23 protein-coding genes and 1 pseudogene are annotated in these 20,183 nt (G+C 65.6%); 11 read left to right on the top strand and 13 right to left on the bottom strand.

Translation table 11 applies throughout. The features are described 5' to 3' along the window. The first annotated feature begins 6 nt into the window (after window positions 1-6). On the top strand, window positions 7-630 hold the full coding sequence (locus AC5P7X_RS13975; RefSeq protein ID WP_005417591.1) for a rhomboid family intramembrane serine protease: 624 nt from the start codon (window positions 7-9) through the stop codon (window positions 628-630). Between the two features lie 48 nt (window positions 631-678). Here the strand turns inward: AC5P7X_RS13975 and AC5P7X_RS13970 are convergent, their stop codons facing one another. Continuing rightward, a complete protein-coding gene (locus tag AC5P7X_RS13970; RefSeq protein ID WP_162911592.1) occupies window positions 679-840 on the bottom strand; it encodes a hypothetical protein in 162 nt (53 codons plus the stop codon). 208 nt (window positions 841-1,048) lie between these two features. On the opposite strand from AC5P7X_RS13970, the gene AC5P7X_RS13965 reads away from it, so the two are divergent. From AC5P7X_RS13965 to AC5P7X_RS13950, 4 genes are all read left to right on the top strand, one after another. Beyond that, window positions 1,049-1,351: a GNAT family N-acetyltransferase gene (locus AC5P7X_RS13965; protein ID WP_005417588.1), complete on the top strand. Its 303-nt coding sequence runs from the start codon at window positions 1,049-1,051 to the stop codon at window positions 1,349-1,351. Window positions 1,352-1,388: 37 nt separating this feature from the next. Next, window positions 1,389-2,270 (top strand): DUF3298 and DUF4163 domain-containing protein, encoded by an 882-nt coding sequence (locus tag AC5P7X_RS13960; RefSeq protein ID WP_005417582.1) that lies wholly within the window; start codon window positions 1,389-1,391, stop codon window positions 2,268-2,270. A 19-nt stretch (window positions 2,271-2,289) separates the two neighbouring features. Then, window positions 2,290-3,405 carry a cyclopropane fatty acyl phospholipid synthase gene (cfa, locus tag AC5P7X_RS13955; RefSeq protein ID WP_053497837.1) on the top strand — a complete coding sequence of 372 codons (1,116 nt, stop codon included), beginning with the start codon at window positions 2,290-2,292 and terminating at the stop codon, window positions 3,403-3,405. A gap of 150 nt (window positions 3,406-3,555) precedes the next feature. Then, window positions 3,556-4,320, top strand: a complete 765-nt coding sequence (locus AC5P7X_RS13950) for a hypothetical protein (protein ID WP_495215037.1) — start codon at window positions 3,556-3,558, stop codon at window positions 4,318-4,320. 62 nt (window positions 4,321-4,382) lie between these two features. Here AC5P7X_RS13950 and AC5P7X_RS13945 read toward each other — a convergent pair whose 3' ends face one another. Then, entirely contained in the window at window positions 4,383-6,551 is a 2,169-nt protein-coding gene (locus AC5P7X_RS13945; RefSeq protein WP_171957291.1) for a M3 family metallopeptidase, read from the bottom strand. 130 nt (window positions 6,552-6,681) lie between these two features. Here AC5P7X_RS13945 and AC5P7X_RS13940 point away from each other — a divergent pair. Then, window positions 6,682-7,161 (top strand): annotated as a pseudogene (locus tag AC5P7X_RS13940) (glutathione peroxidase). A 76-nt stretch (window positions 7,162-7,237) separates the two neighbouring features. Here AC5P7X_RS13940 and AC5P7X_RS13935 read toward each other — a convergent pair. The 4 genes from AC5P7X_RS13935 to AC5P7X_RS13920 form a co-directional block, all read right to left on the bottom strand. Beyond that, window positions 7,238-8,017 (bottom strand): ferredoxin--NADP reductase, encoded by a 780-nt coding sequence (locus AC5P7X_RS13935; protein WP_346607542.1) that lies wholly within the window; start codon window positions 8,015-8,017, stop codon window positions 7,238-7,240. An 80-nt stretch (window positions 8,018-8,097) separates the two neighbouring features. Continuing rightward, a complete protein-coding gene (locus AC5P7X_RS13930; protein WP_070489845.1) occupies window positions 8,098-9,951 on the bottom strand; it encodes an ABC transporter ATP-binding protein in 1,854 nt (617 codons plus the stop codon). Window positions 9,952-10,092: 141 nt separating this feature from the next. Continuing rightward, complete coding sequence (locus AC5P7X_RS13925) at window positions 10,093-10,542, bottom strand: carboxymuconolactone decarboxylase family protein (RefSeq protein WP_053497828.1); 450 nt, start codon at window positions 10,540-10,542, stop codon at window positions 10,093-10,095. 36 nt (window positions 10,543-10,578) lie between these two features. Then, window positions 10,579-11,475, bottom strand: coding sequence for an RNA polymerase sigma-70 factor (locus AC5P7X_RS13920; protein WP_070489842.1), 897 nt, complete (start codon window positions 11,473-11,475; stop codon window positions 10,579-10,581). Window positions 11,476-11,622: 147 nt separating this feature from the next. On the opposite strand from AC5P7X_RS13920, the gene AC5P7X_RS13915 reads away from it, so the two are divergent. From AC5P7X_RS13915 to AC5P7X_RS13905, 3 genes are all read left to right on the top strand, one after another. Then, window positions 11,623-13,140 carry a fumarate hydratase gene (locus AC5P7X_RS13915; RefSeq protein ID WP_053497826.1) on the top strand — a complete coding sequence of 506 codons (1,518 nt, stop codon included), beginning with the start codon at window positions 11,623-11,625 and terminating at the stop codon, window positions 13,138-13,140. Between the two features lie 122 nt (window positions 13,141-13,262). Further along, entirely contained in the window at window positions 13,263-13,601 is a 339-nt protein-coding gene (locus AC5P7X_RS13910; RefSeq protein WP_005417563.1) for a hypothetical protein, read from the top strand. 58 nt (window positions 13,602-13,659) lie between these two features. Further along, window positions 13,660-14,295, top strand: a complete 636-nt coding sequence (locus AC5P7X_RS13905; protein WP_053497824.1) for a glutathione S-transferase family protein — start codon at window positions 13,660-13,662, stop codon at window positions 14,293-14,295. Between the two features lie 73 nt (window positions 14,296-14,368). On the opposite strand, the gene arsC is transcribed toward AC5P7X_RS13905, so the two are convergent. The 3 genes from arsC to AC5P7X_RS13890 all read right to left on the bottom strand — a co-directional run bounded on the left by arsC (window position 14,369) and on the right by AC5P7X_RS13890 (window position 16,468). Further along, window positions 14,369-14,710, bottom strand: a complete 342-nt coding sequence (gene arsC / locus AC5P7X_RS13900; RefSeq protein ID WP_005417554.1) for an arsenate reductase (glutaredoxin) — start codon at window positions 14,708-14,710, stop codon at window positions 14,369-14,371. Then, window positions 14,710-15,864 (bottom strand): phospholipase A, encoded by a 1,155-nt coding sequence (locus AC5P7X_RS13895; protein WP_070490493.1) that lies wholly within the window; start codon window positions 15,862-15,864, stop codon window positions 14,710-14,712. Before AC5P7X_RS13895 ends, arsC begins: the two co-directional genes overlap by 1 nt. A gap of 118 nt (window positions 15,865-15,982) precedes the next feature. After that, the gene (locus tag AC5P7X_RS13890) at window positions 15,983-16,468 is read right to left on the bottom strand and encodes a DUF456 domain-containing protein (protein ID WP_005417547.1); all 486 of its coding nucleotides are present in this window, start codon (window positions 16,466-16,468) and stop codon (window positions 15,983-15,985) included. Between the two features lie 235 nt (window positions 16,469-16,703). Between AC5P7X_RS13890 and AC5P7X_RS13885 the strand changes: the two genes are divergently transcribed. Continuing rightward, on the top strand, window positions 16,704-16,913 hold the full coding sequence (locus tag AC5P7X_RS13885) for a cold-shock protein (protein WP_005417546.1): 210 nt from the start codon (window positions 16,704-16,706) through the stop codon (window positions 16,911-16,913). 73 nt (window positions 16,914-16,986) lie between these two features. On the opposite strand, the gene AC5P7X_RS13880 is transcribed toward AC5P7X_RS13885, so the two are convergent. Both AC5P7X_RS13880 and AC5P7X_RS13875 read right to left on the bottom strand, forming a co-directional pair. Then, window positions 16,987-17,481, bottom strand: a complete 495-nt coding sequence (locus tag AC5P7X_RS13880) for a glycine zipper 2TM domain-containing protein (protein ID WP_005417545.1) — start codon at window positions 17,479-17,481, stop codon at window positions 16,987-16,989. Between the two features lie 136 nt (window positions 17,482-17,617). Next, window positions 17,618-18,052, bottom strand: a complete 435-nt coding sequence (locus tag AC5P7X_RS13875; RefSeq protein ID WP_053499867.1) for a cytochrome c — start codon at window positions 18,050-18,052, stop codon at window positions 17,618-17,620. A 79-nt stretch (window positions 18,053-18,131) separates the two neighbouring features. Here AC5P7X_RS13875 and AC5P7X_RS13870 point away from each other — a divergent pair, with 79 nt between their 5' ends. Continuing rightward, a complete protein-coding gene (locus AC5P7X_RS13870; RefSeq protein ID WP_495215034.1) occupies window positions 18,132-18,959 on the top strand; it encodes a tRNA threonylcarbamoyladenosine dehydratase in 828 nt (275 codons plus the stop codon). A gap of 77 nt (window positions 18,960-19,036) precedes the next feature. Here the strand turns inward: AC5P7X_RS13870 and AC5P7X_RS13865 are convergent, their stop codons facing one another. Further along, window positions 19,037-19,810 carry a TatD family hydrolase gene (locus tag AC5P7X_RS13865; protein ID WP_338167518.1) on the bottom strand — a complete coding sequence of 258 codons (774 nt, stop codon included), beginning with the start codon at window positions 19,808-19,810 and terminating at the stop codon, window positions 19,037-19,039. Further along, window positions 19,807-20,022, bottom strand: coding sequence for a DUF6116 family protein (locus tag AC5P7X_RS13860; protein ID WP_005417541.1), 216 nt, complete (start codon window positions 20,020-20,022; stop codon window positions 19,807-19,809). Before AC5P7X_RS13860 ends, AC5P7X_RS13865 begins: the two co-directional genes overlap by 4 nt. Between the last annotated feature and the right edge of the window lie 161 nt (window positions 20,023-20,183).

Here is a 20,183-nt window from a genome sequence, read left to right as displayed (position 1 = left end):
CCTGACATGACCCCCGTCAATCTGCTGTTGATCGCCATCACCGCCATCCTGTCGTGGATGGCGTTCAACAACCGCAAGCTGGCCGATCGCCTGATCCTGTGGCCGCCGGCCGTCGACCGCCATCGCCAGTACGACCGGCTGGTGACCTATGGCTTCATCCACGCCGACTGGTCGCACCTGATCTTCAACATGATCACCCTGTTCTTCTTCGGGGGATTCATCGAGAGCGTGATGGTGCAGCTGACCGGCAGCTACCTGACCTACCCGGCGTTCTACATCGGCGCGCTGCTGGTCTCTATCCTGCCCAGCTACCTGAAGAACCAGAAGAATCCGAACTACCTCAGCCTCGGGGCATCCGGTGCGGTGTCGGCGGTCCTGTTCGCCTTCATCCTGATCAAGCCGTGGTCGATCATCCTGGTGTTCTTCATCCCGGCACCGGCGATCATCTATGCCGCGTTCTACGTCGGCTACAGCATCTGGATGGACAAGCGCGGCGGCGATCGCATCAACCACAGCGCGCACCTGGCAGGTGCGGCGTTCGGCGTGATCTTCATGCTGGCCATGCAGCCGAGCATCTTCAACCACTTCCTGCGCGAACTCTCCAACCCGACCTTCCGCCTGGGCGGCTGAAGCGTGCCAGGGTCGGATCCTGCGGATCCGACCCCGGCGTATCCGGTTTCAGGCCTGGGTCGTGTGGCCGTAGGTATCCAGCAGGCGGGCGAATACTTCCTCGCCGATGCGCTGGAAATCCTGATCCTCGGTCTGCCCTTCCACCGCCAGTTGCAGCAGGCCCTCCAGCAGGGCGCGGTCGGTATCGGAATGGGAATCGCTGGCGTGCATGGGAGCCTCCACGGTGGTGAGCATGATCAACGGTCGCAAGGGTCGTGCCAGCCTGGCCGTACCCGGCCATAGGCGATAGCGGCCGGCGCCCCTCCAGCTTGAGGGCGAAAACTGACGTGAATGGACTGGACTTGCCCCTGTTCAGGCTTCACGCGATCATGGCGCCCGGCTGCGCACCATCCACGCAGTCGCCGCAGGAGACAGTTCCATGGCTTCGGTCACGCCCCCCGGTCTGGCCTACGAGGTCGAACACGATCTGGCCAACCACCGCTTCACCGCCCGTGTGCGAGGACAGCTGGCGGTGCTGGACTACCAGATCAAGCGCAAGCGCATGGTCATCACCCACACCGAGGTGCCTGAGCCGATCGCCGGCCGTGGCATCGCCGGTGAACTCACCCGCGTGGCACTGCGTTTCGCCCGCGAGCAGAAGTACAAGGTGGTGCCGGCATGTTCCTACGCCGAGGCCTTCCTGCAGCGGCACGAGGAGTACCACGACCTGCTCGTTGGCTGAATGCCAGCGGGCCACGCTTCAGCCATGGCAGGCGATGATGTACAAACATGAACAGGGGATCCCGATGAAGATTGGAAACAACCGGCCACTGCACGGCAGCGTGCTGGCCGGCGTGGTGGGCGTGCTGTTGCTGGCCGGTTGCCAGCGTGAAAGCGAGCCGGCGCCGGTAACCGACGCGGCGCCCGCCGCCGAGGCCACCGCCGCCGGCGAGACGCCGGCCACGGAAGCGCCGCTGGACCTGCGCGACGTGATCGAAAACAACGAGCGCGAAGTGGTGGGCATCAGCTACCCGGCCGGTATCGACCGCTACCCCGGCCTGGCGCGCGCGCTGCAGAGCTATGCGACGAGTGCACGCAGTGACCTGCAGCAGGCGCTGGACGGGCTGGGCAATGACAAGCCGACCATGCCCTACGAGCTGTCGCTGAGCTTCGAGAAGCTGCTGGAAACCCCGCAGCTGGTGGTGGTCAGTGCCGATGGCAGCCGCTACACCGGTGGCGCCCATGGCGAACCGCTGGTGGCGCGCTTCGTATGGCTGCCGCAGCAGCAGCAGATGCTCAGTGCCGACAAGCTGGTGACCGATGCCAAGGGCTGGAAGGCAATCAGCGATTTCGTCTCCGACCAGCTGCGCGAACGCGTGGCCACGCGGCTCAGCGGCGAGGACATGGACCCGGCCCAACTGCAGGAATCGCTGCGCAACGCATCGCGCATGATCGCCGACGGTACTGGCCCGCAGGCCGACAATTTCAGCCAGTTCCAGCCACTGACCGACGACAAGGGGCAGATCACCGCGCTGCGGTTTGTTTTCCCTCCGTACCAGGTGGGTCCATACTCGGACGGCACCCAGACCGCCGATGTACCGGCGGCGGTGCTGTTGCCGCACGTGGCCAAGGACTACGTGGAGCTGTTCGCACGCGGTTGACCGCAGTCGAGGAGGTGGCGTGGATACAGGGTTGCAGGAGCGGGTCGCCGGCCTGCTCCACGAAGCCGGGGTCCGCATCGGCGGTACCCAGCCACAGGACATCCAGGTGCATGACCCGCGCTTTTTCGCGCGGGTCATGGGCCACGGGTCGCTCGGCCTGGGCGAGAGCTACATGGAAGGGTGGTGGGATGCGAACGTCCTGGATGAATTCCTCGTCCACCTGATGCAGGCGCACCTGGATGAACGGGTGCACGGCTGGCGCGAAGTGGCCGATGCGCTGAAGGCGCGCCTGTTCAACCTGCAGGCGGGGCAGGGCAGCTACGAGGTCGGGCGCCGTCATTACGACCTGGGCAACGATCTCTACCAGGCCATGCTCGGCCAGCGCCTGGTCTACAGCTGTGGCTATTGGCGCAACGCCGATGATCTCGACGCCGCACAGGAAGCCAAGCTCGACCTGGTCTGCCGCAAGCTGGGCCTGCGCCCGGGCCAGCGCGTGCTGGACATCGGCTGCGGTTGGGGTGAAGCGCTGAAGTTCGCCGTTGAGCGCTACGGTGTCAGCGGCGTCGGCGTGACGATTTCGCAGGAGCAGGCCGAGTTCGCGCGGAACCTGTGCGCAGGCCTGCCGATCGAGATCCGACTGCAGGACTACCGCGAGCTGGACGAACCGTTCGATGCGATTTTCTCGATCGGCATGTTCGAGCACGTCGGTGACAAGAACTACGCGGGCTTCTTCGAGGTGGCCAAGCGCTGCCTGTCGCCGCGCGGCCTGCTGCTGTTGCACAGCATCGGTACCAACATCTCCCGGCATCGCACCGATCCGTGGATCGCGCGCTACATCTTCCCCAACTCGATGCTGCCGTCGGCGGTGCAGATCACCCGGGCGTTCGAAGGCCGTTTCGTACTGGAGGACTGGCACAACTTCGGCACCGACTACGACCTGACCCTGCAGGCCTGGCGGCGCAACGTAGAGGCGGCGTGGCCACGGCTGGATGCGCGCTACGACGAGCACTTCCGCCGCATGTGGCGCTTCTACCTGGCCGGGTCGATGGCGACCTTCCGTTGCCGGCATGCGCAGTTGTGGCAGCTGGTGCTGTCGCCGGAAGGCGTGCCGGGCGGGTACGTGGCGCCACGGTAGTGTTGCGTCGGGAGAGAGGGATAGATCAGGCCTGATACGACACTCATTGACGTTGACTACGGGTATTGCACGGTCTGCTCTCCGCAAGGGTGCCGACGACGCTAAGCTGTTGGGTCGGCGGCATTACCGCATTCCTGAAGGCGTTGCAGCATGGGTTGGGACATCACCTACCATCCAGTCGCGGACTCGGAAATCCGTGGCCTCTATTTCCGTGCGCTGGAGGACGCGACGCTGGTTGAGCCGCTGCAGCAGCAATTCCGGATCGAGCCGTTCTACATGGAGCAGCTGCAGGAACGCATCGACGAGGCTCGCTCGATCAGCGCAGACGTGCCCTTCGAGAAGGGGCATGCTTTGTACCTGGCGATCGTGGCCGGTCACCTGCGCCGGTATCACTATCTTCGCGGGAGCGCCCTTTCGTTCTTCATCGACGATCCGGTGGTTGCCCGCTATTTCGCGGACTGGCGGCAACTGGTGCCGCCACAGTGGGCGGACGCCGCTGCAGGCAACCACCTGCGCGAAAACTACGGTGGTGGTGTGTTCATCACGCATGACCGGCTGAAGCAGATGCGCGCGGACTACGCCACGGACAATGACCTGCGCGCGCGTCTGCACGAGCTGTTCTCCGATGGTCGACTGGCCGTGTTCTGGAGCGTTGTCGATGATGCCATCGGCAAGGGATGCGGATTGCTGGAAGCAAGCGAGGTGGTCGAGCCGAATCCGATGGACCTCAACGCATCGACCAGCATGAGCAATCTGCTCAACTGCGCCCCCGATGGCGCGTTGCTGTACGCAGAGGCCGTCGCGGCGCAGCTGGCGCAGTTCGTGCCGGAAACCCTGGATACGGATACGGATACGGATACGGCTCCGGCGGCAACCACGCAGAAACGATGGTGGGAACGATTGTTCCGGCGATGACCTCAACGAAAAAACCGCCCGGTCTCCCGGGCGGTTTTCGTTTCAGGCGACTGCGCTGGCGATCAGTTGCCGGCGCCGGTCAGGCCACGCTTTTCCAGCAGCGGTTCGATCTGCGGCTCGTGGCCGGCGAAATCGCGGAACAGCTGCATCGCGTCGACGCTGCCGCCCTTGGACAGCAGGGTGGCACGGAAGTGGTCGCCGTTCTTGCGGCTCAGGCCGCCATTGTCCTTGAACCACTTCTGGGTGTTGGCATCGAGCACTTCCGACCAGATGTAGGCGTAGTAGCCGGCCGAATAGCCGCCCATGATGTGGCTGAAGTACGGGGTCTTGTAACGCGGCGGAACCGGAGCGTAGTAGATGCCGTCCTTCTCCAGTGCGGCGCGCTCGAAGGCCATCACGTCCTTGGCCGCCGGCACCTGGTCCGGGCCGATCTGGTGCCAGTTCTGGTCCAGCATCGCCGCGCCCAGGTATTCGGTGGTGGCGAAGCCCTGGTTGAACTTGGCCGCCGCCAGCACCTTGTCCAGCAGCGCCTGCGGCATCGCCGAACCGTTCTGGTAGTGCTTGGCGTAGTTCTTCAGGATGACCGGGTTGTCCGACCACATCTCGTTGACCTGGGAGGGGAACTCGACGAAGTCACGCGGCACCGAGGTGCCCGAGAAGTACGGGTACTTCACGTTGGAGAACATGCCGTGCAGGGCGTGGCCGAACTCGTGGAAGGTGGTGTTCACCTCGTCCCAGGTCAGCAGGGTCGGCTGGCCGGCCGGCGGCTTCGGAATGTTCAGGTGGTTGGCGACCACCGGCTTGAAGCCGGTCAGCTTGGACTGCGAGACGTAGGAGTTCATCCACGCACCACCGCGCTTGGAGGCGCGTGCATACGGGTCGAAGATGAAGATCGCCAGCTGGCTGCCGTCGGCGTCGAACACGTCGTAGACGGTGACGTCATCGTGGTAGACCGGCAGGTCGGTGCGCTGCTTGAAGGTCAGGCCGAATTCCTGGCCCGCGGCGTAGAACACGCCGTTCTCCAGCACGTTCTTCATTTCGAAGTACGGCTTCAGCTGCGACTCGTCGAAGTTGTACTTGGCCTGGCGCACCTTCTCGCTGTAGAAGGCCCAGTCCCACGGTTCCAGCTTGAACGTCGGCTTGCCGGCGGCCTTCTGTTCCTGGTCGATCATCGCCTGCAGGTCGGCAGCTTCACGCTTGGCGTTGGCCACCGCGGCCGGGGCCAGCTTGCCCAGCATTGCGTTGACCGCTTCGGGGGTCTTGGCGGTCTGGTTGGTCAGGTTGTAGGCGGCGAAGTTCGGGAAGCCCATCAGCTTGGCCTTGTCGGCACGCAGCTGCATGATGCGCGAGACCAGCGCGGTGTTGTCGAACTCACCGCCACGGCTGCCACGGCTGACCGACGCTTCGTAGATCTTCTGGCGCAGGGCGCGGTTGGCCAGGTTGGTCAGCGGCGGCTGGCCGGTGGTGTTGAGCAGGGTGATCACGTACTTGCCGTCCTGGCCGCGGGCTTTGGCGGCTTCGGCGGCGGCGGCGATCTGCTCCTTGGACAGGCCGTCCAGCGCCTTGACGTCGTCGACGGTGATTGCCGAAGCGTTCACTTCCGACTGCACGTTCTGGCTGAACTTGGTGCCGAGGTTGGCCAGCTCGGCGTTCATCTCCTTCAGCTTGGCCTTGTCGGCCTCGGACAGCTTGGCGCCTGCGCGCACGTAGTTGTCGTAGTACTTCTCGACCAGGCGCACGCCTTCGGCGTCCAGGCCCAGCTGGCTGCGGGTGTCATACAGCGCCTGGATGCGGGCGAACAGCTTGCCGTTCAGCGCGATCGCATCGCTGTGCGCGGCGAATTTCGCCGAGTAGTCGGCCTGCAGCTTCTTGCGGGTGTCGTTGGTATCGGCACCGACCAGGCTGAAGAACACGGTGGTCGCGCGGTCGAGGATGTCACCGCTCTTTTCCAGGGCGATGATGGTGTTGTCGAAGGTCGGCTTGGCCTTGTTGTTGGCGATAGCCTCCACTTCCTTCAGCTGCTGCGCCATGCCGGCGTCGAAGGCCGGGGCGAAGTCGCTGTCCTTGATCCTGTCGAACTGCGGATAATGCAGGGGCAGCGGGCTTTCGGCGAAGAACGGATTGGCCTGCTGGGCATGGGTGCTGGCAGACGGGGTGACGGCGCTGGCCGAGAAGGCGGGCAGGGCAAGGCCGAGGGACATGGCCACGGCAAGGGCAAGGCGGGTGGTCAAGGCAGGGACTCCGGTAAGGCAAACAAGGGCCCGAGGGTAACCCGGCCGGCGGCGCCCGCACTTGTGTCAAAAGGCATGTTGCCGGCTCCGGGCGCGGGTACCATGCATTCACCGCCCACGGCCCGCCATCATGACCAGCGCCTACGATTTCAGCTTCCGTGACCTCGACGGCCAGCCGCAGGCGCTGGCCCGTTATCAGGGCCACCCGTTGCTGCTGGTGAACGTCGCCAGCCGCTGTGGCTTCACCCCGCAGTACACCGGCCTGGAACAGTTGTGGCAGGACTACCGCGAGCGCGGCCTGGTGGTGATCGGCTTCCCGTGCAACCAGTTCGGTGCGCAGGAGCCGGGGGACGCGGCGCAGATCCGCCAGTTCTGTTCGCTGGACTATCCGGTCAGCTTTCCGCTGTCGGAGAAGATCGAGGTCAACGGCGAGGGCGCTGATCCGTTGTGGGCCTGGATGACGCACGAAAAGCGTGGCCTGCTCGGCAGTGCCCGCATCGAGTGGAATTTCAGCAAGTTCCTGGTCGATCGCTAGGGGCAGGTGGTGTCGCGGCATGCGCCCACCACCCGGCCAGAGCAGTTGCGCAGCGCGATCGAAGCGCTGCTGTGAGGTAGTGCCGGCCGCTGGCCGGCAACCCCGTGGTGCCAGGAAGAGCCGGCCAGCGGCCGGCACTACCGTTGCAGCATCATTTCTCGACGAACGCGCGCTCGAACACGTAGTGGCCCGGTTGGCCGATGCGCGGCGAAACCTGGAAACCCCGGGCATCGAGCACGGTGCGAAGGTCGGCCAGCATCTGCGGGCTGCCGCAGATCATCGCGCGGTCGTTTTCCGGGCTCAGTTCCGGCAGGCCGAGGGTGCGCTGCATCTCGCCGCTCTCCATCAGCTGGGTCAGGCGGCCCTGGTTGGCGAACGGCTCGCGGGTGACGGCCGGGTAGTACAGCAGCTTGTCGCCGATCATCTCGCCGAGGAACTCGTGCTCACGCAGTTCCCTCTCGAAGTAATCGCGGTAGGCCAGGTCCCTTTCGTAGCGCACGCCGTGGCACAGGATCACCTTCTCGAAGCGCTCGTAGGTTTCCGGGTCCTTGATGACCGACAGCCACGGCGCCAGGCCGGTGCCGGTGCCCAGCAGGTACAGGTTCCTGCCGGGATGCAGGTCGCTGATCAGCAGGGTGCCGGTGGGCTTCTTGCCGACCAGTACCTTGTCGCCCGGCTTGATGTGCTGCAGGCGCGAGGTCAGCGGGCCGTCCTGCACCTTGATGCTGAAGAACTCCAGCTGTTCTTCCCAGTTGGCACTGGCAATGGAATAGGCGCGCAGCAGCGGTCGCGCCTCGGTTTCCAGGCCGATCATCACGAACTGGCCGTTCTCGAAGCGGAAGCCGCTGTCGCGGGTGGTGGTGAAGCTGAAGTAGGCATCGGTCCAGTGACGGACCTCAAGCACCGTTTCGGCGCCGAAAGCGGAGGACATGGGCGTATCTATCGAAAGTCGTCGGGGGTAATTCTATCTCAAATGAGACAAGTTCTCATTGGGCGGAACGAGAGGCGTTCTCAGCGGTAACCCGCCGCCTGCAGCTCGAACAGCTCGGCATAGCGGCCGCCCTGCGCCATCAGCTGCGCATGGGTGCCGCTGGCCTCGATCCGGCCATCGGCCAGCACCAGGATGCGGTCGGCCATGCGTACCGAGGAAAAGCGGTGGGAAATCAGTACTGCGGTGCGATTATCCGCCAGTTCCCTGAACCGCTGGAACACCTCGAACTCACTGCGGGCATCCAGCGCTGCCGTTGGCTCATCCAGGATCATCACCTGCGCATTGCGCATCCATGCGCGGGCAATGGCGATCTTCTGCCACTGGCCACCGGACAGGTCCACGCCCTGCTTGAAGCGGCGGCCGATCTGCTGGTCGTAGCCGCCGGGCAGGTCGTCGATGACTTCCTCGGCCATGCCGCGTCGCGCCGCATCAGCGATGCGTGCCTGGTCGTCCATCGCCTCGACCTGGCCGACGCCGATGTTTTCGCCGGCGCTGAGGTTGTAGCGCACGAAGTCCTGGAAGATCACCCCGAGGTTGGCGCGCAGGTCATCCAGGTCGTAATCGCGCAGGTCGCGGCCATCGAGCAGGATGCGGCCTTCGTCCGGTTCGTACAGCCGCGCCAGCAGCTTCACCAGGGTGGTCTTGCCGGCGCCGTTCTCGCCGACCAAGGCCAGCACTTCGCCGGCGTGCAGCTGGAAATCCAGGTGACGCACCGCCCACTGTTCGGCATCGGGGTAGCGGAAGCCGACGTTCTCGAATACGAAGCCCTGGCGGATCGGTTGCGGCACGCGCACGGCCCCATCGCGCGAGTGGATTTCCGGCTGGATCTGGAAGAACGAGAACAGGTCATCCAGGTACAGCGCCTGGCTGGCCACCTGCGAGAAGCCGATCAGCAGGCCTTCCAGCAGCTGGCGCAGGCGCAGGAAGCTGCCGGCGAGGAAGGTCAGGTCGCCGATCGAGAAGTCCCCACGCACCGTGCGCCATGCGATGTAGGCGTAGGCGGTGTAATACCCCAGCGTGCCCAGCGCAGCCAGCAGCGTGCCCCAGAACGCGCGGCGCCGTGCCAGGGCGCGGTTGGCCTGGAACAATGCCACCGACAGGCGCCGGTAGCGCTCCACCAGGAAGCGGTGCAGGTTGTAGATCTTCACTTCCTTGGCCGTTTCCACGCTGGCGCCCAGCTGGCGCAGGTAGTCGAGCTGGCGGCGCTCGGGCGTCCACTCGAAGTTGAGGCTGTAGCCGGCCGCGTTGAAGTGCGATTCGCCGATGAAGGCCGGCACCAGTGCCAGCGCCAGCAGCAGGATCAGCCACGGCGCGTAGACCAGCAGGCCGACGGCGAGGCTGGCCACGGTGATCGCGTCCTGCACCTGGCCGAACAGCTGGCTCATCAGGTTCATCCTGCCCATGGTCTGGCGGCGCGCACGGTCCAGCTTGTCCTGCAGGTCCGGGTCTTCGAAATCCTCCAGGTCCAGCGTCGCGGCGTGTTCCATCAGACGGATGCTGGTGGCGTTGGCGAACAGTTCGGAAAGCAGAACGTCGGCATAGCTGACCAGCCGGCCGAGCAGGTCTGAGGCGATGGCCAGGCCGAATTCCAGTGCCAGCAGGCCCAGCAGTGGATTGAGCAGGCCGCTGGACAGCGCCTCGCCCAGCGGCGGGAAGCCGGCATCGTGCTGGCTCAGGTGCAGGGCGCTGTCGATGATCAGCTTGCCGACGTAGAGCATCGCCACCGGCAGCAGCGCACGGATCAGGCGCAGCCCCAGGCTGGCCAGGGTCAGCGCCGGACTGGTCTTCCAGATCATGCGCAGGAAGGGGGGCAGATTGCGCATCGCCCTGAAGCGCTGGCGCAGGCTGGGTTTCTTCGCGGCGGCAGTAGGCATGCCGCCATTGTGCGCGCGCACGGCGTGCAGATGGGGTCAGATGGGGTCAGATCCCTTTGCAGCGCAAAGGGCTCTGACCCCACCACCGCGCCTCGGAGTCAGAGCCCTTCGCCATGCGAAGGGATCCGACCCCGCTCTCCGTTACGGCAGCGGTGGCAGCAGCCCCGCACCCAGCCGGTTCCAGGCATTGATCACCGCAATGCCCATGCTCAGGTCGCTGATGCCCTTCGCATCGAAGTGCGGTTCCAGTGCATCGAACGCCGCTTGCGACGGCGCTCCGTCGGTCAAGCGGGTCAGCGCCTCGGCCCAGCCCAGTGCTGCGCGTTCGCGCGCATCGAAGAAGCGGCTTTCGTGCCAGGCGGGCAGGGTGTCCAGCTTGCGCGGCTCGATGCCACCCTTGCGCAGCGCGGTGCCGTGCATGTCCATGCAGTAGCCGCAGCCGTTGAGCTGCGACACGCGCAGGAACACCAGTTCCATCAGGGTCGGGTCGATCGAGCTGTCATGCACCGCCTGGCTGGTGGCCAGCAGGCCCTTGAAGGCCTCGGCGGCCAGGCGGGTGTAGGGGACGCGGGGGAAGGTGTGATCGGACATCGTGGGCTCCACGGCGGCCACGATGGCCGCCTTTCATCACAAGGACGCCGCAGCGTCGCGGTGCGTGACAACCTTCGGCAATTTTTCTGGATTCAGCACGCTGTACACGTTGGCGATGCGACCATCGACCACTTCGATGGTGGTGATCGAGTGCAGGCGGTCACCCTGGAAACGCAGGATCGCCGGTTCGCCGTTGACGTAGCCCAGCTGCGCCGGATGCGCCGCGCCGCGGCGGGCGATGGCCCAGAACAGGCGGCCGATGCGTTCGGCGCCCAGCAGGGGCCGTACCGCCGCAGTGACTACGCCACCGCCGTCGGAGACCAGTACCGCATTGGCGTGCAGCAGGGCCTGGATCGCTTCGCTGTCGCCGCGCTGCGAGGCATCCATGAAGCGCGTCAGCAACTGCCGGTGCTGGATGGCATCGGCGTTGAAGCGCGGCCGTCCGGCCTGCAGGCGCTGCCGGGCACGGTGCACCAGCTGCCGGCAGTTGGCTTCGCTGTGGCCGATCAGGTCGGCGATCTCACGGTAGTCGTGGTCGAAGGCCTCCTTCAGCAGGAAGGCGGCGCGTTCTTCGGGGCCGAGCTGTTCGAGCAGGGTCAGGAAGGCGACCGAGACCTCGTCGGCCAGCGCATGCAGCTGGGCCGGGCCGGGCGAGGGGTCAGGCTCCAGGGTGACCGCCAGCGGTTCGGCCAGCCATGGGCCGACATAGTGGACACGCTCGCGCTTGGCCGCTCGCAGGCGGTCCAGGCCGAGCCGGGTGGTGGTGGTGACCAGCCAGGCCTCTGCATCGCGGACGCTGGCGGGATCGGCGCCGGACCAGCGCAGCCAGGCGTCCTGGACCACGTCTTCGGCGTCGGCGCGGCTGCCGAGCAGGCGATAGGCCAGCGCCATCAGGCGCGGGCGGTGGGTCTGGAAAACGGTTTCGGCGTTCATGTGGGCAAGGACGCCGCAGTGGCGCGTGGCGTGACAGAGCGTCGGGGGGAATCTTGCCGGCCAGCGGCCGGCACTACCACCCCGGGGCCGGGGGAGGGGGTAAAATGGGCCGATTACCCCCGCCAGCCTCGAGCAAGCGAGCAAGCCGTGACATCGATCAAGCAGGAAGACCTCATCCAGTCCATCGCCGACGCGCTGCAGTACATCTCGTACTACCACCCGGTCGACTACATCAAGAACCTCGCCGCCGCGTACGAGCGCGAGGAGTCGCCGGCCGCGAAGGAAGCGATGGCCCAGATCCTGATCAATTCGCGGATGTGCGCCGAAGGCCACCGTCCGATCTGCCAGGACACCGGCATCGTCACCGTGTTCCTGGAAATCGGCATGGACGTGCGTTGGGATGACGCCACCATGGGCGTGGAAGACATGGCCAATGAAGGCGTTCGCCGCGCCTACATGCATCCGGACAACAAGCTGCGCGCCTCGGTGCTGGCTGATCCGGCCGGCAAGCGGATCAATACCAAGGACAATACCCCGGGCGTGGTCAACGTCAAGGTGGTGCCGGGCAACAAGGTCGACGTCATCGTTGCCGCCAAGGGCGGTGGTTCGGAAGCGAAGACCAAGTTCGCCATGCTCAACCCGTCCGACTCCATCGTCGACTGGGTGCTGAAGACCGTGCCGACCATGGGCGCCGGCTGGTGCCCGCCGGGCATGCTCGGCATCGGCATCGGTGGCACCGCCGAGAAGGCGATGCTGCTGGCCAAGGAGGCGCTGATGGAACCGATCGACATCACCGAGCTGCAGGCCCGTGGTGCCTCCAACCGCATCGAGGAGCTGCGCCTGGAGCTGTATGAGAAGGTCAATGCATTGGGCATCGGTGCGCAGGGCCTGGGCGGCCTGACCACTGTGCTGGACATCAAGATCAACGACTATCCGACCCATGCGGCCAACCTGCCGGTGGCGATGATCCCGAACTGCGCCGCCACCCGCCATGCGCACTTCACCCTGGATGGCAGTGGCCCGGTGATGCTGGACCCGCCGTCGCTGGAAGACTGGCCGAAGCTGACCTATGACGCGTCCAGGGGCACCCGCGTGGACCTGGACACGATCACCCCGGAAGACGTGGCCAGCTGGAAGCCGGGCCAGACCCTGCTGCTCAACGGCAAGCTGCTGACGGGTCGCGATGCCGCGCACAAGCGCATGGTCGACATGCTCAACAAGGGCGAGGAACTGCCGGTCGACCTGAAGGGCCGCTTCATCTATTACGTCGGCCCGGTCGATCCGGTGCGCGACGAAGTGGTGGGCCCGGCCGGCCCGACCACGGCGACCCGCATGGACAAGTTCACCGAGCAGGTGCTGGCGCAGACCGGTCTGCTGGGCATGGTCGGCAAGGCCGAGCGCGGCCCGGCCGCCATCGAGGCGATCAGGAAGCACAAGTCGGCCTACCTGATGGCCGTTGGTGGTTCGGCCTACCTGGTGTCCAAGGCCATCAAAGCCGCCAAGGTGGTCGGTTTCGCCGACCTGGGCATGGAGGCGATCTACGAGTTCACCGTGCAGGACATGCCGGTGACCGTGGCGGTGGATTCCACCGGCGAATCGGTGCACAAGACCGGCCCGCGCGAATGGCAGGCCCGCATTGGCAAGATTCCGGTGGTTGTGGAGTAAGCCCTCCATCCCGGACCAGACAACGGCGCCCCTGTGGCGCCGTTGTTGTGTGGGCAGAAGGATTAACGCGCCTGTAGCCTCTGCTCTGCTACGGTCGGTACACCCTCGCACAGGACGTGTCCATGGCCCTGCATCGGTTCATCGTGGTAGGCGTGCTGCTGGCCCTGGCCGGTTGCAGCACCCCGGCGTCATACGAAGGCGCGGATTTCCCAGCATCCGCGCAATGCCGCGTGCAGTGCCAGGCCGGCTATCGCAGCTGCATGGCGCAGAATGACTCCCTCGGCAGCCGCCAGAGCAACTGCGAGCAGCAGGTGGTGCCGGCGCCGGACAAACGCTGCAAGGACGTGGACAATCCGGACCTGCGCCGTGCCTGCGAACTGAAGACGCACGACTGCGCGATGCGCGCGCCGATGATGTCCTGTGGCGAGCGCCGGGATTCCTGCATGAGCAGCTGCGGCTGAGCAACGATCGCGCGCGTGGGCGCATAATCGGCTGATCCCCCTGCACAGGATCTTCCGCATGAGCACCATGCTGTATGGTTCGACCAGTACCGCCGCGCTGGTCGTGCACTGGCTGCTGATCGAGCTCGGCATCGAGCATGAACTGGTGCTGCTGGATTTCGACGCGCGCGAGCACAAGTCGGCGCAGTACCTGGCGCTCAATCCGGCCGGTGTGGTGCCGACACTGTTGATCGATGGCTTGGTACTGACCGAAGCGGCGGCCATCGCCCTGTACCTGGCCGATCGCCACCCGGAGGCCGGCCTGCTCCCGGTACCGGGCACGCCGCAGCGTGGCGATGCCTATCGCTGGATGTTCTGGTGTGCCAATACGCTGCAGCCGGCCTATCGGGCCTGGTTCTATCCGCATGAAATGGCCGGCCAGGCGAACGTTGAGGCCAGCCGCGAGAGGGCGCGTCAGCGGCTCGAAGCGGCTTGGCAGCACGTTGCCGCTCACCTGCAGGCGCACGGCCCGTACCTGCTGGGCGCCACGCCCTGCGTGGTCGACTACATGCTGGTGATGTTGATGCGCTGGTCGCGCAACATGCCCAGGCCCAGTGACACCTGGCCAGTGCTCAAGGCGCATGCCACCTCGATGAAGGCGCGCCCGGCGTTCGCCGAGGTCTACCGCCGCGAAGGCATCACCGATTGGCGGTAACCAAAAAAGGGGACGGAGGGAATTAAGTCGTTTGTGCACAAACGACTTAATTCCCTCCGTCCCCTTTTCCGGGTTACAGGATCTCCAGCACTGTTTCCGGTGGGCGGCACAGCCGCGTGCCCTTGGTCGTGCGCACCACGGGGCGATTGATCAAGCGGGGATGTTCGCTCATCGCCGCCAGCAGCGTGGCGTCGTCGGCGCCGTCCAGGCCCAGTTCGGCGAACAGCGCCTCCTTGCTGCGTACCAGTTCCTGTGCGTGCAGCCGGGATTCGGCCAGTACCTGGCGCAGCGTGGCTGCGTCCGGCGGGTTGCCCAGGTAGTCGATCACCACCGGCTCGAAGCCCGCATCGCGGATCAGTTTCAGTGCGCCGCGCGAGTTGCTGCAGGCCGGGTTGTGCCAGATCGTCACGTCCATCAGAACCACTCCAGCAGAGACACGCCCACACCCACGTAGGTGGCCTTGTGGTTGTAGTCGATCAGGCTTTCGCCGTAGCCGTCGAAGACCTGCACATGGCCACGCAGCAGGTTGCTGATCGGGAAGCCGTAGTCCAGCTGCAGCGCACCGTGCGAACGGCTTCCGGTGCGCAGTGAATGGCGCGCCATCAGCGAGACCTCATGCCCATTGCGGTTCCAGGTCAGGGTGGCGTCGCCGCGGCCCATGTAATCCTCGATGTCCGGATTGTTGTCTTCGCTGCGGCTTTCCGGAATGCGGTACCAGGGACGCAGCACCAGCGCCCAGTTCTCGCGGTCCAGGCCGATGTTGAGCATGACCCGGTTCCAGCTGCGTGACAGCGGGTCGGCGCGGCCATTGGACTGGTGGTTCAGTGCGATGCCGGTCATGCGCCCGCGCCAGCCACCGATCGAGTAGCCGTTGCGGAACACCATCATCACTTCCGGCTCGTAATTGGTTTCGCGGAACGGGCGCGAATCCTCGCTGTTGTAGGCCTGCCAGCGCGAACTCTGGGTGTAGCCGGCCCAGATGTCGCCGTTGTCGCCGAACAGGTTCTCGACGATCTTGGTCTTGAAGCTGATCTGGAACTTCAGCTCGGCACTGTCCAGTACCTGCGGGGTGGTCACGCTGTTGGCCGGGTTCGGCGAGTGCGGCATGGTGTTGCGATCGCTGGTCCAGAAGGCGGGCAGCAGGTACACCGGCTTGTAGGCGCGCAGTTGGAACGGCCCCAGCTTGGAGTCCTCGGCCAGTTCCCAGCGGCTGTCCAGCAGCGAACCGCGGCCGGCGTTGGCCAGCGCGCTGTCCGGCGTCGCCGGGCGGAACAGGTCGCTCACCCGCTCGCGCAGCTTTTCCTCGCCCTGGCTCACGCGCGCGGTCTGCCGTTCTTCGCGGCGGGCCTGTGCAGCCGCTTCGGCGGCAGCATCAGCGGCGGCGGTAGCCTCCGGGGTATGCCCGAACAGGCGGTCATAGCAGGCCAGCCGGGCCGCGTCGGTGGTAATTGCCGCGCACGCGGCCGGTGAGGTATCGGCGGTAGGCGCGAACTCCTGCGCAGCCAGCGGTGCACTGGCCAGGGCAAGCGCCAGCGGCGCCAGACGGGGAAACAGCGTGGGGAGGGTCATTGCAGCAGGCCCTTCGATGAATTCGGGAATCACACAGTGTGGCGGCTGTGCCGGATCGCGGCCAGCCCCACGGTTTATGCACGGTCACAGCGTGCGCGTGGCGTGAAGGCCAGGTGGCTCAGAAGAACCAGGCGAACGCGAACAGGCCCAGCATCGCGATCACAACCGCCAGTTTCAGTGCCAGGCCAAGCAGGATGCCGAGCCAGGTGGCCAGACCGACCCTGGTCGAGCGGCCGAGTTCGCGGGTGTGCCAGTACTCGCCGAGCAGGGCACCGACCAGCGGTCCGGCGAACAGGCCGATGGGCATGAAGAACAGGCCGACGATGCTGCCGACGAAGGTTCCCCACAGCGCCTTGCGGCTGGCACCGACACGCTGCGCGCCGACCACCGTGGCCAGCACGTCCACCAGCAGCGAAAGCAGGGTCAGTACCCCAAGCGCGACCAGGGTAGGCCAGCCGACGTGGGCAAAGCCGTCGGCCCAGGCGGCCAGCAGCAGTCCGATGAACACCAGCGGGATGCCCGGGAGGGCCGGCAGGATGATGCCGGCGATGCCTATCAGGACAAAAATGACCGCTAGCAGATACAAGATGAATGAGAGTCCCATGCTGTCCCGTATGGAGTCCGTTTTGGGGTTGACAGTGAAAGATTTTGCCAGTTGCTTTTTCGTTTTGGCCGGGTTAAGTTGCAGTCGCTGAGCTTGGCAAGGTCACCGTGGATCGTGGCCTGATGAAGCAAGATCTTCCCGATCCGCTGCATCGATGCACCTCGCTTCCCCCTTGCTTGTCAGCCGCCCACCAGGCGTTTCCAACAACAAGAGAGAGTCAAAGGGAGTTAGTGAGATGGCTGATCGCGAGACCGGTACCGTAAAGTGGTTCAACGATGCGAAGGGCTTCGGCTTCATCAGCCGGCAGAATGGCGAGGACGTGTTCGTGCACTTCCGCGCCATCGAGACCCAGGGCTTCAAGAGCCTCAAGGAAGGCCAGAGTGTGAGCTTTGAAGTCGTGCAGGGCCAGAAGGGCCTGCAGGCTGACAAGGTCCAGCCGATGTAACACCTGCCGTCCGTCGGCATGAAAAAAGGCCCGCGCAAGCGGGCCTTTTTCTTTGCCTTTGGCCCGCTGCAGGTCAGCGCAGGATGACCTTGCCGTTGACCACGCGCACATAGGTGTTCTCACGGATGCCACCCAGGTCACGCTGGTTGACCACGATGGTACGGCCATCATCCATGCGCACGCTGATGTCGTAGGTATCGCTGGTCACATTCTTCTGGATCTGGTTGCCGGCCAGGGCGCCACCGACTGCGCCTGCAGCGGCGGCAATGTTCTTGTTGCCACGGCTGCCACCGGTGTGGTCGGAGATTTCATGGCCGGCCACGGCGCCAACGATGCCGCCGAGGATCGCGCCGGTCGCGCTGGGCGCGGTGCGGCCCGAGGGCACGGTGTTGATGCGGGTGACGATGCCACAGTCCGCGCAGCGGCCCTGGTTGTAGCCGCCGTTGTTGCCGTAGCCGCCGTTGTTGTAGCCGTTGTTGTAACCACCGCCACTGTAACCGGGCGAGGTGGCACAACCGGCCAGCGCGAGGGTAGCGATGGCGCTGGCGGCGATGAGCTGGATCTTCATGGGGCGTCTCCTGGCCGTGAAGGCGGGTATGTTGGGTGGTACTGCGTCATGCAGCAGGGTGGACGAATCCTCTCCCTTCGAACGTGAACAACGCGCCAACCACGCACCCGATGCCCGGCTGCAGGATGAACGCGCCTCAGCGGAAATCCTGGTGGCAGGCCCGGCAATCGGCCTGCAGCGTTTCCACGAGCTGGGCCAAGGCCCTGCAGTCGCCTGGCGGTGCAGCCAGCGCCGTGTTGAGGTTGCCGCGAAGTCGGCTGGCGTGCTGCTGGAACTGCGTGCTGTCCTTCAGCCCGGGAAACGCCAGGTCCAGGTCATTGGACAACAGGCGTAGCGCCTGCAGCCGCGGCACGCTGTCGGCCAGGCTGCAGCGGTTCTGCTGCTGGGCCCGCTGCAGCAGCTGCGACTGCCGCTGCATCACCTGCATCAGGCTGTCCGGAAACGGGTCGCGACGCGCCTGCAGGGCGCGGCCTACCATCACCGTGGCGACCAGGCCGATCAGCAGGCCCAGGCACAGTACGAACAGGTAGCGATGGGTAGGGGACAGGCGGCGGGGCGGGCTGGCGTTCATGCGGGCTCTCCGGGCATGCAACGGTGGGTTCGACGCCGGCGTGCTTTGGGCGCTGGCACCTGCACGTTAAAATAGCCCGATGAACGAACAGGTCAAACAACGCTTTGCCGGCATCGAACGGCTCTATGGCGTGGGTGCGCTCGAGCGCCTGCAGGGCAGCCGCGTGGCGGTGGTCGGCATGGGCGGCGTCGGCTCGTGGGTGGTGGAGGCGCTGGCCCGTTCGGCGGTCGGTCATCTGACCCTGATCGATGCCGACGACATCTGCGTGTCCAACACCAACCGGCAGCTGCCGGCGATGGAAGGCAATTACGGGCGCAACAAGGCCCAGGCGATGGCCGAGCGCTGCCGTGCGATCAACCCGGGGATCGACGTCGACGCCGTGCAGGCATTCTTGACGATGTCCAACATGGCTGAGCTGCTGGACCGCGGGTTCGATCTGGTGATCGACGCCTGCGACAGCTTCCGGGTCAAGGTCGAGACGATCGCCTGGTGTCGCCGCCGCAAGCTGCCGCTGCTGACCGTCGGCGCTGCCGGTGGCCGCACCGACCCGACCCTGGTACGTATCCGCGATGTCTCGCGCACCGAGCATGACGCCATGCTGGCGCTGATCCGCAAGAAGCTGCGCAGCGAGTTCAACTTCCCGAAGAACGCCAAGCGCTATTTCGGCGTGCCGGCGGTGTATTCGCTGGAGAATGTGAAGTACCCGCAGGCCGATGGCAGCGTCTGCGGCATTCGTCCGAACCTGGGTGCCGATGCGGCGTTGAAGCTGGACTGCGGCGCCGGTCTGGGCGCGGCGACCCACATCACCGGCGCGTTCGCCTTTGCGGCGGTGGGCAAGGCGCTTGAGATGCTGCTGGAGCCGAAGAAGGCGAAAACCGAGGTGACCGAGGCCCACGCCGACGCGTGACGGTGGTGCCGGCCGCTGGCCGGCATCGGGTTCGTCGCCGTCGTTACAGCGTGCCGGCCAAGGTCGGGCCCCCGCCGTCACACTGCCGGCAGCGCGAACAGCCGCCGTGCATTCTCTGTCGTGGCCTGTGCCAGGGCCTCCAGCTCCATTCCGCGCAGCGCGGCCACGTGCCGGGCAATGGTTGCCAGCCGTGCCGGTTCGTTGCGCTGGCCGCGGACCCCTGCGTCGGGCTGGTCGGGCGCGTCGGTTTCCAGCAGCAGCTGCTCCAGCGGCATTCCGCGTACCAGCCGTTGCAGGCGCTGCGCCCGCTCGTAGGTCAGCGGACCGCCAAGGCCCAGCAGGAAGCCGTGCCTGTGCAGTTGCGCGGCCTGTTCGGGGCTGCCGGAAAAACTGTGCACCACGCCGCGCAGGCCGCCGACGCGACGGATCGCGGCGATCACCGCATCCACCGCGCGTCGCGCGTGCACGATCACCGGCAGATCGAATTCTCGGGCCAGTTCCAGCTGGCCGATGAAATACGCCTGTTGAGCCTCGGCATCCAGTCCTTCGACGAAGAAGTCGAGGCCGCATTCGCCGATCGCGCAGGGGCGTTCGCGCTCGATCCACTCGCGCAGCAGTGGCAGGTGCCCAGGCTGGTGATCGGCCAGGAACATCGGGTGCAGGCCGAAGGCCGGGTACAGCCCGGGCGCCTGCTGGCAGACCTCGCGCAGTTTCGGCCAGCTGGCAGCGGTGACCGCTGGCACCACCTGTTGGCGCACACCCACGGCCTGCGCCCGCTCGATCACCGCGGCACGGTCAGGGTCGAACGCGCTCGCGTCGAGATGACAGTGGCTGTCGACCAGCACGCTCAACGCTGTTCCAGCGGCGGTGGCGTGGTGGCGTTGCGGCTCTTCCAGTTCGCCAGCAGCAGCGTGCCGAAGCCCAGCACCAGCTCATCGATGAACGGGATCGGGTCCGGGATGAACAGCGTCAGCACGAACAGGCCGGCGGTGAGCTTGAACAGGGTGGGGTAGCGCAGCCGGCGCGCCCATTGCAGTACAGGCAGCAGCATCGGGTTGGCCATGGCGGGGATCCTCGTGGGGAATATGCAAACGCTACCACGGGCCCTGCATTTCCCGATGCTGAATGGGTTACAGCAATGAGCAGGAAATGTGGAGATTCCGTTCAGGCAGCGCATGCTGCAATCTGTCCCGAGAACGTTGCGGATGGTCCGCAAGGAGCAGG

The organism is Stenotrophomonas sp. YJH_SMC_53 (genome assembly GCF_059369995.1).
Note: the sequence above shows the minus strand (reverse complement) of the source record. Positions and strands in the feature narration are given on the sequence as shown.